The organism is Lysinibacillus sp. NPDC086135, from assembly GCF_044746345.1.
In the GTDB taxonomy this organism is placed as follows: domain Bacteria; phylum Bacillota; class Bacilli; order Bacillales_A; family Planococcaceae; genus Lysinibacillus.
In genome coordinates this window covers 125751-137316 of record NZ_JBIVCA010000017.1, presented here as the reverse complement: position 1 = coordinate 137316, position 11566 = coordinate 125751, and the positions used below count along the sequence as shown (strand labels likewise).

Genomic DNA, 11566 nt, shown 5'->3' with positions numbered 1-11566 from the left:
GAGTCACAGTGCCAAATGAAAAAAGCGAGGTATTCAACGATTTAATCGTTGAATACCTCGCAATGTGAAAAGATATAGACTTTTTCAGTGCCCTCCCGTTTGGTTCGTCAGTTTTTTCGTTATGGCTAAGGTAAAAATCCGCAAAGATATAAGGGGTTGGCGCGCCCATATGACGAAGCGGATTTTTACTAGAAGCCCTTCATTCAATCATTTTGAAATAGTATATGGACACAAACAAACTAGATTTTGGGGATTTAGAACGGATATTTTATGGTGATAAAATTTATTGGTGCGTTAACACATCCTCAATCAAAAATGCAATATAGAGATTTGTTTTTGTAAATGGGTTGCTTAAGTCCATATCTAATAGCGTTTCTACTTTTTTTATTTTATAAAGTACTGTGTTGCGATGAATAAATAGACGCTCACTAATCCTACGGGTACTTCCATTTTCATCGAGATAAATGCGTAGAAATTGTACATAATCTGAGTTATGCAATTCATCATAGCGATAAAGCTGACCTAAGATGTCTTGGCTATATGATTTGATTAATGTTTGATTTTGCACGGCCATGATAATTTTGTAGGCACCAATTTCTTTATATTTATATAGGAAGCGATTGTTATGAAGCTTTGCTAATTGGATGACTGTTAATGACTCATTATAGCTTTTGCGGACATTTTCAAGCTCTTTATGATAATTTCCTTTACCTATGATAATATCCAAGTAACCATTTTTTTGCGTAATTTTGTCGTAAATTTCTTCAACAACTTTTGAGAAGGGAGTATTTGGTGTATTGATTTGTGCTCTGTCGATTAAAAAGATGAGGTGATTTTTATGTTTAAGTTTTAAGAAGCGTTTATATCTATTTTGAAATGCAAATTGGATCATGACCTCGTAACGGTCAATATTAGCTTGTGCACCATTTGTTGTACATGAAATAATGGCTAGTTCCCTACCTTGTGGAAAACCTAGTAGTGCTAATTGATCTTTAATATAGTTGGCGTTTTGTTTGTAGTGAAAAAGTAAGTTATAAAGAACCTTTTCTTCGATAGAAAGCTCTTGATGGTGATTGGCGATAAATTGAAATGTTGTTTTTAATAGATCGGCTATTCGATAATTCCATGGCATGTGAAAAATAGGGAAATCATGTTCATTGGCAAAAGAGGTAACTGATTCTGGTATATTTGGAATATATGGGCCGGTATTAATAATGAAACCAGCTACTTTTTTAGTGAAAGCTAGTTTTACGAGTTGCTCTAAGGAATCTCCATCAGAAGATAAATTAATACCTGTAGTCACGACTAATTCATTAGGTCTACAAAACATAATTAAATCGATGCTTTCTACTACGTTAATACCTGTAACTCTTCGATACGTTCCGTTATGTCCAGCTACTAATGTTAGCATTGGGAATTGAACTCCCTCTACAATTTTGCGAATTGTCCCCATTTTCGCCCCCCTTATTATGAACATAACTTACCATATATTATGTGCAGATGCACATATTTTTTTAGTTTGCTATCTATATCTCATAATTTTTATCTTTTATAGAATGTGTATAACTACTGTGAAAGAGAGGACTTGCATATGTATAAGTGTAATAGTAGACGATTGCAAGAGTTAATTGAACAATTTAGTCAATTTGGAGCTACTGAAAATGGTGGCGTAACTCGTTTGTCTCTTTCGAATGAGGATGTATTAGCAAGAAACTATTTTTGTGAGTGTTGTGATGAATTAGGGATGGACATCAAAATCGATGATATGGGTAATGTTTATGCCATTTTACCTGGGAAAAAGGATGTTCCTCCAATTGTTATGGGGTCGCATTTAGATTCCGTTGAAAAGGGTGGGAAATTTGATGGTGTATTAGGCGTTTTAACGGCTATTGAGGCCATTAGAACATTAAAAGAAAACGAGATTGAGCTAGATATCCCGATAATGATTGTGAATTTCACGAATGAAGAAGGTGCTCGTTTTGATCCAGCCATGATGAGTTCTGGAGTTATTTCAGCGAAATTTGATAAAGAAAAAATGCTGCAATCTATCGACAAAAACGGCACTAGTTTCAAAGAAGCACTGCAAGCAAGTGGCTATGAAGGAGATCCAGAAAATCGCTTAAAGGAAGCACTTGCTTATATTGAATTGCATATCGAACAAGGACCTGTTCTAGAGGCAAAGCAGTTGGAAATTGGCGTTGTTGAAGGTGTATTAGGTATGGTGTGCTATGAGATTACGGTTACAGGGCAGTCCAATCATGCTGGAACGACACCGATGACAATGCGTCAAGATCCGATGATCGTAACTTCAAAAATCATTTCGTATTTACATGAAGAGCTCGGAAAAATCGATGAACAGTTAGTGTTTACATTTGGACGAATGAATGTTTCACCAAATATTCATACCGTGATACCGAACAATGTGACATTTACGATAGATTCACGTCATCAAAAACCAGAGGTCATGCAAAAGGTAGAGGCCATACTGAATAATCTTCCTACAGAGGATATGGGCTGTAGCATTAAGCCAGTTAAGCTATGGGGTAGAGATACAGTCTATTTTGATACTCATATTTGTAATGAAGTGGAAAGGGCTTGTCAGAGCTTTGGTTATACTGCTCACCGAATGTTTAGCGGGGCAGGACATGATGCGCAATACATTGCAAGCATTGTTCCATCAGCGATGATTTTCGTACCAAGTATTAATGGTAAGAGTCATTGCGAGGAAGAGGAAACAACATTTGAGGATTGTGCGAAAGGAGCAGATGTATTACTAGAAACAGTGTTGATGCTACAAACAAAGTTCAGTATGGGGGAATCTTACACGTTACATTAAAGTAGATTTTCCTAACATTGTCATGATTGAGCTTTCTCCATTATTTTACGAAGGGTGAGGGGCAGAATGAAAAAAATTATTAAAGGTGGACGAGTGGCGACAGCTGCAGATGTTTTTGAGGCAGATATTTTAATTGAAAACGGAAAAATTGTTCAAATTGGCAAAAATCTATCTGACATTGGGGCAGAAGTTATTGATGCTACTGGTAAATATGTGATGCCAGGAGGAATTGATCCTCACACACATTTAGATATGCCATTTAACAATACTGTGACTGATGATGATTGGAAATCTGGTACCATTGCAGCGGCTTTCGGTGGGACTACTACTATTTTGGATTTCTGCTTAACGGCTGGCGAGGATAAACTTTCAGCTGCAGTTGAAAAGTGGCATGACAAGGCGAAGGGGAAATCAGCCATAGACTATGGATTCCACTTAATGATTGGTGATTTAACCACTGAAACAGAAGCCGAATTGCCGCAGATCTTAGAGCAAGAGGGTATTACTTCTGTCAAGGTATTTATGGCTTATGCGAAAGAATTTCAAGCCTCGGATCGCACCCTTTTTAAAGCTTTTAAAATAGCGAAAAACCTCGGTGCTGTTGTTATGGTGCACTGTGAAAATGGTTCTGTTATTGATGAGCTTGTAGAAGAGGCGCGACGTGCAGGTCATAAGGAGCCGATTTATCATGCGCTCACTCGTCCAGCTGAATTAGAAGGCGAAGCGACAAAACGTGCGATTGAGTTAGCCCATATTGCTGGCGCTACCCTTTATGTTGTGCACGTAACTTGTAAAGAGGCAGTAGATGAGATCATTGCTGCGCGTGAAAAAGGCTATGACGTTTATGGTGAAACATGTCCACCATATTTAACTTTGGATCAATCTGCTTTAGCACAACCAGGTTTTGAGGGTGCAAAATATGTTTGGTCCCCACCACTTCGACCGAAATACCATCAGGATCATTTATGGAATGCTCTAAAAGCAAAACAACTACAAACAATTGGCTCTGACCAATGTTCATTTAGTTTTAAGGGTAAAAAGCAGTTAGGAATAAATGATTTTTCTAAAATTCCTAATGGTGGGCCTTTTATTGAAGATCGCTTTAGTATTTTATATTCAGAAGGTGTGGCAAAAGGAAAAATTTCTATCAATGAGTTTGTCGATATGATTTCCACAAGTGCAGCAAAAATATTTGGTTTATTCCCACAAAAAGGGACGATTGCAATCGGTTCTGATGCCGATATCGTTATTTTTGATCCAGAGGCAAAACGAGAAATTTCTGCGAAAACACATCATATGAACGTAGATTATAACCCATATGAGGGATGGGAAGTAACGGGTGAACCAGTAAGCGTACTAGTACGTGGCGAATATGTCATTAAAAGTAAAGAATTTGTTGGTGTACTAGGTAGCGGGCAATATATAAAACGTGCATTAAAAACAACGGCTGCAGAAGCACTAAACATTTAGCATTATCCTGCCACAAGATATTTGCAACAGCAAAGAAGGTAGGACTGCCCTGAAAAGCCCGATTCGTTCAACTAATAATCAGTGGGGATGAATAAAAACCCCACTGGTTAAAGTTTCACTTTATGACCGATTGCTTTGGATGGAGAACAGAGCAATCGGTCTCGTAATATCTTCATTAGCTGCAGAAGACTATCTATCTCTCTAGGTGGTGCTCTTTTTCAATGGTTCTAGCAGCGACAACTACGCCAAAGGGTAATAAAAAGGAAAAAATGAACACATGAGGGGGATGTGGAAATGGCTCCGAATCAAGAAAATACAATGTCCCAACAGTTAACACGTAATTTTATGGAATTGACTAGCAGGATGACAAAGAATGAAGCAATAGAGGAATCCAATCGTTGTCTATATTGCTACGATGCACCATGTATTAAAGCTTGTCCAACGAGTATTCAAATTCCAAATTTCATAAAAAAAATAGCTTCTGGTAATATGAAGGGCTCTGCTACGACTATATTAGAAGCAAATCCAATTGGTGCAAGTTGTGCAAGGGTTTGTCCAACGGAGGAACTATGTGAAGGGGCGTGTGTGTTAAATTCCTCAACAAAGCCAATTAAAATCGGAGAGCTGCAGCGCTATGCAACAGATTGGGCAATGTCAACGAGTGTTCAGCTATTTAAGCAAGGGCAAAGCAATGGACAGAAGGTAGCGATTATTGGTGCAGGTCCTGCTGGTTTATCGGCTGCGCGTGAACTCAGTCGAATTGGTTATCAGGTCACTATTTATGAAGCTGAAGCGAAAGCTGGTGGCTTAGGGAGCTTTGGTATAGTGTCGTTCCGTTTACCAAATGAAGTCGTTGATTGGGAAATTGAACAAATCGAAAAGCTTGGTGTGGAAATCAAAACGAACACAACTGTCGGTGTAGATATTGCTGCTGAAGAAATTTTGGAGCAATATGACAGTGTTATTTTAGCAGTGGGTATGGGAGCTGTGCCGAATCTGGGCATTGAAGGAGAAGATTTAGACGGTGTACATGATGCGATAGAGTTTGTCAGAAAGACAAAAATGGGACCGCTTACAAAGGATATTGTTGGGAAGCGGGTGGCTGTCATTGGTGCGGGAAATACCGCGATTGACGGTGCTACATGTGCAGTGCGCTTAGGTGCTGACAATGTTCAAATTCTTTATAGAAGAACACAAAAGGAAATGACGGCGTACAAATTTGAATATGAATTTGCCAAGCAGGATAATGTGGAGTTTAAGTGGTTAACAGCACCGAAAAAAATTATTGGTAATGAGTCAGGTGAGGTCGTAGGCATTGAATGTGTAAAAATGAGGCTCGGTGAAGCGGGTGCTGATGGTCGTCAAAGACCTGAGGAGATTAAGGGGTCCAATTTTATTATTGAAGTGGATGCAGTTATTAAGGCAATTGGGCAAACGCGTTTCGTGTCATTGATTGAAGCTTTTGGCTTACAGCATACAAATGATGTTGTCGATATTGATGAAACGACAATGCAAACTTCGAATGACAAAGTATTTGCGTGTGGAGATGTCGTTTTCGGAAATGGTCAGGGTGAGGCGATGGTTGTAACCGCTGTACAGCAAGGGAAAAACGCAGCAAAAAAGATCCATGAACGTTTAACTTCTTTCAGCAAAGTGTCTATTGTACCGAAAGCGTAGCGACAGGTACAGATGAGTTGCAGAACCTCCCATCTCAATAGGTGGTGAGGTGAATGCAAGTTAAAGTTGCTTTTCAGCAGTTGTCCAAACATCCGCTGAAATAGAGGAACTCAGTCTAAGAACGCCACGTGCTGCTGACGCTACGCTTTCGCGCAAAAAACATCTGCGGCCTAAGCACAAAGCCGATTCTAGACGCAATTGTGCCGAGGCATAATTGATGAAACCAAGTGAGATTGCATAAAGGAGGAACAACTATGGCAGACTTACGTATTGACTTAGCGGGCATCAAATCGCCGAATCCATTTTGGCTTGCGTCGGCACCGCCAACGAATTCAGGCTATCAAGTACAACGTGCATTTGAAGCGGGGTGGGGTGGTGCTGTATGGAAGACATTGGGGGATCCGATTTTAAATGTTTCTTCACGCTTTGCAGCTGTTAGCTTTAACGGACAAAGAGTAGCTGGCTTCAATAATATTGAACTGATTACGGATCGTCCGTTAGAGGTGAATTTACAAGAAATTTATGAGACGAAAAAAAGGTTTCCACATCACGCAATTATCGCGTCCTTAATGGTGGAGCCAAAGCAAGAAAAATGGCATGAGATTGTTAAACGAGTAGAAGATGTGGGTGTTGATGGTCTTGAGCTTAACTTTGGCTGTCCACATGGGATGGCAGAACGAGGAATGGGGTCTGCCTCTGGTCAAGTACCTGAATTAGTGGAAAAGCAAACGTACTGGGTGAAAGAGGCAGCGAAAACTCCAGTAATTGTGAAATTAACACCGAACATTACCGATATTACGGTAACGGCAGAAGCGGCCACAAGAGGTGGAGCAGATGCTATTAGTATGATAAATACAATTAACAGCTTAGCCGGTGTCGACTTAGATACTTGGAATACAGTGCCTCATGTAGCAGGAAAGGGTGCACATGGTGGCTATTGTGGTCCTGCAGTTAAACCAATTGCACTCAATATGGTAGCAGATTGTGCTCGTAATCCATTAATTAATGTTCCTATTTCAGGCATTGGTGGTATTTCCAACTGGCAAGATGCTGCCGAGTTTATATTAATGGGCGCTACGGGCGTGCAAGTTTGTACAGCGGCGATGCATCATGGCTTTAGTATTGTTGAGGATATGGTCGATGGACTCAATAACTATTTAGACGATAAAGGCATGGCCTCTGTTATGGATTTAGTAGGTCGCTCAGTTTCCAGATATTCTAATTGGGGTGACTTGAATTTAAATTATAAAATCGTGGCGGAAATTAATAATGATGTTTGCATTAACTGTAACAAGTGCCATATTGCATGTGAGGATACATCGCATCAATGTATCGACTTATATTCAGAAGCTGGCCGCCCAATGCTGAAAGTCCGGGAGGAGGATTGTGTAGGCTGTAATTTATGCTCAATCGTTTGTCCTGTAGATGATGCCATCACAATGGTTGAACGCAAATCTACAGTTACATCAATGACTTGGAATGAACGTCAATCTTTAATTAGCAGCCTATCTAAGTAAAAAGTCTAAAATCAATTTCGCCTTGGCTTAATTGCGTTGTAGGCTTAATCTTCATTCGTCGCACTACCTTCTAAGGTGGGAGTATTTGGTCGAAGGAAGATAAACTGAAATTCCAACTTCCTTTAGCAATTTCGTTGAAGGAAGGAATAACCTCATGTAAGTTGTCACGGAAATTTTTATAAAAAGGAGAGATTATATGGAACGTGATGGGAATTATTTAAAATCCCCAGATTTACTTCCAGTGACACATCAACAAAGAAATATTGGAACATTTGGTTTTGCAGTAATTTGGATAGGGATGGCAATTGTATTAGCGGCTTTTGCAATCGGTGGAACGGCCATCATAAGCTTACCATTGCCAATGGTAATTTTAGCAACGTTGATTGGCTCTTGTCTAATTGGTGTATTTATGACGTTAATTGGAGATATAGGCATTGAACATGGCTTATCATTCCCAGTTTATATGCGTGCTCCGTTCGGTACATTTGGCACACATATTCCGTCACTTGTAAGGGGTGTAACAGCCGCCTGTTGGTTCGGTCTGAATACTTATTTTGGAGCATTAGCGATAAACGGCATTTTAAATTTACTATTTAGTGTTGATAATTGGTTTGTCTGTTTCATTGTCTTTGCAGCACTTCAGTTATTTAATACATCACTAGGTATTAAATCTATTGAACGCTTTGCAGATTTAGCAGCACCAGTTATCATTTTAATTTCCTGCTGGATGTATTATACATTGGCAGATAATGCAGTAGCTCAAGGGAAAAATATTTGGACGTGGGTGGAAGCGCCAACAACAGGATTCTCAGCCTTCACGGCATTTATGGTAGTGATTATGGCGAATATGGGATTTTGGTCGACGCTAGCAGCCGATATGCCTTCACTGTCACGCTTCTTTAAAGCACCAAAAAATGAACGCAGCTGGTTCAAACGCAATAAAACACAGCTGGTCGGCTCATTAATCGTCATGCCGATTACAAATACTTTCATAGTGACAATTGGTGCTGTGTGCTATATGGCTGTTGCCTCTGCTGATCCGATCAATGCACTACAGCAAAGTGCAAGTGGCTTTATTTTAGGAATCTTATTGTTAATGATTGTATTAGCACAATGGTCGACTAACACCTCTGCAAATGTTATCCCGGCTGCAACAATTTTCTCGAATATCGGTGGGCCAAAAGTGCCGTTTTGGGTAGGGGTTGTTATTGCAGGAATCATTGGTATTCTAGCACAACCATGGAGTTTATTTAATGTGTTAGTCAATGCACTTTTAATTATCGGAGGAATTTTAACTGCGATTGTTGGTATTTTATTTGCCGATTATTATTTAATCCGTAAACGTCGTGTGCATGTAAAAGCACTTTATGACTTAGATGGTCAGTTTAAATATTTGAAGGGCTTTAACTTAGCTGGTTTAATCGCTTGGATTATCGGTGGTGCAGTGGCAAATATATTTTCCACTTATTCTTCATTAGTAGGGTTCTTTGTAGGGGCACTTGTATATTATGTATTAGCGAAGTATTGGTGGTTCAAAAAATACCCTCAAGCTGAGCTAGAGGATCCAAGTGATGCAAAATATTTAGGAATTACAGTCGGTCACAATTTGGATGAACTATTTGGACAGCAGCAAACGCCTGCTCCAACTGTTGTTCCAGAAGAGAATGATGTCGTTGAACAACCAGATCCGCTGCTAGAAATCGAAGGTCTGAATAAAAATTAACCACCCAAGATATTCACAAAAAAGGTGAGGTGATTGCATGTCAGAACATCAACAAAGCACAGAGGAAATAAAAAAAGTAGATCAGTATTTAGATAGTGGCTATAAAATCAAATATGTTTATGAAAATCTAAGTGGAATGTTTGTAGAATTTGCCCGTCAAGAAGAGGTTATTCTGATGCAAATTCTAACAGCAGATGCCCGCAAATACTTCTCAGCAAAGCTCCAAGAACAGACGTTGTTACAATAACAAAAAAACTCTATTCCATTCACGCCTTTCATGATGGGATAGAGTTTTTTACGTATGTTTTTACTCAAAGCTGGTTGGTTTATAGCTATAACCAGTTGAAAGTATTTCTCACATGGTGGATAGAACCGTCAAAGTAATGGATAGAACGGCCAAGGCGACGGAAAGAACCGCCAAAGCGAAGGAAAGAACAAGCAAAGCGGAAAGAAGAGCTGAAGTGACGGATGGAAAAGCCAAAGTGACGGAAAGAACCGCCAAAACGACGGATGGAAAAGTTGAAGCGACGGAAAGAACCGCCAAAGTGACTGATCGAAAAGTCAAAGTGACGGAAAGAACAGCCAAGGCGAAGGAAAGAACAGCCAAGGCGAAGGAAAGAACAGCCCAAGCAACGGAAAGACCCAGCAGAAGTCGTAACCGTCAAAATCGTGGAAAGAACAGCCTAAGTCATCCGAAAGAACCGTCAAGGTGATGGATAGAACACCAAAATGCTTAAAATCCTTGCTTTATTATTACTATAATCGTGTTTTTCCTAAAAATACAATTGTGTTTTTCAATAGAATTGATTATTATTATAAGATAATTCATCGTAGAAAGAACTTTAGAAAGAGGCGTAATTTAGTGGCAAATAAAGAATTAAAAAGGGGATTAGATGCACGTCATATCCAAATGATTGCTCTTGGAGGAACTATTGGCGTGGGCTTGTTTATGGGGTCTGCTAACGCCATTCAATGGACAGGGCCTTCTGTGCTCCTTGCATATGGTATAGCGGGTATTTTTATTTTTTTCATTATGCGAGCAATGGGAGAAATGCTTTATATGGAGCCAAGTACTGGTTCCTTTGCAACGTTTGGCTATAAATATATACACCCATTAGCCGGTTATGTAACGGCGTGGAGTAACTGGTTTCAGTGGGTTATTGTTGGGATGTCAGAGATTATAGCAGTAGGAACGTATATGCAATATTGGTATCCTGATTTACCAGCATGGATTCCAGGTTTAATTGCAATGGTGATTTTAGGTGTAGCCAACTTTATTTCTGTTAAAACATTTGGAGAATTTGAGTTTTGGTTTGCCATGATTAAAATTGTGACGATTGTTTTAATGATTGTTGCAGGCTTTGGTCTTATTTTCTTTGGGATTGGTAACGAAGGTGTGGCACTTGGATTATCGAACCTTTGGAATCACGGAGGCTTCTTTACAGGCGGCTGGACAGGCTTCTTCTTTGCGTTATCATTAGTAGTTGCAGCCTATCAGGGCGTTGAGCTTATTGGGATTACAGCAGGAGAAGCGAAAAATCCTCAAAAAACGATTACGAATGCAATTCAAAGTATTATTTGGCGTATTTTAATATTTTATATCGGTGCAATCTTTGTCATTGTAACAGTTTATCCGTGGGATGAATTAGGTACGATCGGTAGCCCGTTTGTTGCAACATTTGCAAAGGTTGGAATTACCGCTGCGGCAGGAATTATTAATTTTGTTGTCATTACAGCGGCAATGTCAGGTTGTAATAGTGGCATTTATAGTGCGGGACGTATGTTGTATACGCTTGCTATGAATGGACAGGCACCTAAATTTTTTGCGAAGCTTTCTAGTAATGGTGTTCCTATTTTCGGCACAGTAGGCGTGCTAGTTGGTTTGGTCATCGGTGTTATTCTGAGCTATATAGCGCCAAAGAACTTATTTGTATATGTATACAGTGCAAGTGTATTACCGGGGATGATTCCTTGGTTTGTTATTTTAATAAGTCAAATACGATTTAGAAAAATAAAAGGTGAACAACTGTCAAAGCACCCATTCAAAACGCCATTTGCACCATTTACAAACTATATAACGATTGCGTTTTTAGTAATGGTGCTAATCGGTATGTGGTTTAATGAGGATACTAGAGTTTCTCTTATCGTAGGAATTATTTTTTTAGCTCTTGTTATCATTAGCTATTATGTTTTTAGAATTGGCAAAGAACGTCCAGTTAATAAATAAATGAAATGTTAAAAGGGTGTATTTCTACTATGAGATACATCCTTTTTGCTTTTGTGCACCCGTTTCGCTTTGCATATCACTCTAATTTTTAGTGATAAAATGAAACGACTTTTCTT

Annotated in this window: 9 protein-coding genes; 8 read left to right on the top strand and 1 reads right to left on the bottom strand. The window is 39.3% G+C overall.

The annotated features are described in order from the left end of the window. Positions 1-283 precede the first annotated feature (283 nt). Positions 284-1453, bottom strand: coding sequence for a PucR family transcriptional regulator (locus ACIPKN_RS20290; protein WP_400939470.1), 1170 nt, complete (start codon positions 1451-1453; stop codon positions 284-286). Positions 1454-1591: 138 nt separating this feature from the next. Between ACIPKN_RS20290 and ACIPKN_RS20285 the strand changes: the two genes are divergently transcribed. From ACIPKN_RS20285 to ACIPKN_RS20250, 8 genes are all read left to right on the top strand, one after another. Then, positions 1592-2836, top strand: a complete 1245-nt coding sequence (locus ACIPKN_RS20285; protein WP_400939467.1) for a Zn-dependent hydrolase — start codon at positions 1592-1594, stop codon at positions 2834-2836. Positions 2837-2902: 66 nt separating this feature from the next. Further along, positions 2903-4306, top strand: a complete 1404-nt coding sequence (hydA, locus tag ACIPKN_RS20280; RefSeq protein WP_400939465.1) for a dihydropyrimidinase — start codon at positions 2903-2905, stop codon at positions 4304-4306. Between the two features lie 294 nt (positions 4307-4600). Continuing rightward, positions 4601-5983, top strand: a complete 1383-nt coding sequence (locus ACIPKN_RS20275; protein ID WP_400939463.1) for an NAD(P)-dependent oxidoreductase — start codon at positions 4601-4603, stop codon at positions 5981-5983. A 254-nt stretch (positions 5984-6237) separates the two neighbouring features. Next, on the top strand, positions 6238-7500 hold the full coding sequence (gene preA, locus ACIPKN_RS20270; RefSeq protein WP_400939461.1) for an NAD-dependent dihydropyrimidine dehydrogenase subunit PreA: 1263 nt from the start codon (positions 6238-6240) through the stop codon (positions 7498-7500). A gap of 196 nt (positions 7501-7696) precedes the next feature. Next, a complete protein-coding gene (locus tag ACIPKN_RS20265; RefSeq protein WP_400939460.1) occupies positions 7697-9223 on the top strand; it encodes an NCS1 family transporter in 1527 nt (508 codons plus the stop codon). A gap of 37 nt (positions 9224-9260) precedes the next feature. Further along, entirely contained in the window at positions 9261-9470 is a 210-nt protein-coding gene (locus tag ACIPKN_RS20260) for a hypothetical protein (protein ID WP_132359178.1), read from the top strand. A 136-nt stretch (positions 9471-9606) separates the two neighbouring features. Further along, a complete protein-coding gene (locus ACIPKN_RS20255; RefSeq protein ID WP_400939457.1) occupies positions 9607-9936 on the top strand; it encodes a hypothetical protein in 330 nt (109 codons plus the stop codon). Positions 9937-10085: 149 nt separating this feature from the next. Continuing rightward, positions 10086-11450 carry an amino acid permease gene (locus ACIPKN_RS20250; RefSeq protein ID WP_427495388.1) on the top strand — a complete coding sequence of 455 codons (1365 nt, stop codon included), beginning with the start codon at positions 10086-10088 and terminating at the stop codon, positions 11448-11450. Positions 11451-11566 lie beyond the last annotated feature (116 nt).

Coding starts and splice junctions, on each gene's coding strand:
- ACIPKN_RS20290 (WP_400939470.1), bottom strand. CDS start 1,453: ATGGGGACAATTCGCAAAATTGTAGAGGGAGTTCAATTCCCAATGCTA.
- ACIPKN_RS20285 (WP_400939467.1), top strand. CDS start 1,592: ATGTATAAGTGTAATAGTAGACGATTGCAAGAGTTAATTGAACAATTT.
- hydA (WP_400939465.1), top strand. CDS start 2,903: ATGAAAAAAATTATTAAAGGTGGACGAGTGGCGACAGCTGCAGATGTT.
- ACIPKN_RS20275 (WP_400939463.1), top strand. CDS start 4,601: ATGGCTCCGAATCAAGAAAATACAATGTCCCAACAGTTAACACGTAAT.
- preA (WP_400939461.1), top strand. CDS start 6,238: ATGGCAGACTTACGTATTGACTTAGCGGGCATCAAATCGCCGAATCCA.
- ACIPKN_RS20265 (WP_400939460.1), top strand. CDS start 7,697: ATGGAACGTGATGGGAATTATTTAAAATCCCCAGATTTACTTCCAGTG.
- ACIPKN_RS20260 (WP_132359178.1), top strand. CDS start 9,261: ATGTCAGAACATCAACAAAGCACAGAGGAAATAAAAAAAGTAGATCAG.
- ACIPKN_RS20255 (WP_400939457.1), top strand. CDS start 9,607: ATGGATAGAACGGCCAAGGCGACGGAAAGAACCGCCAAAGCGAAGGAA.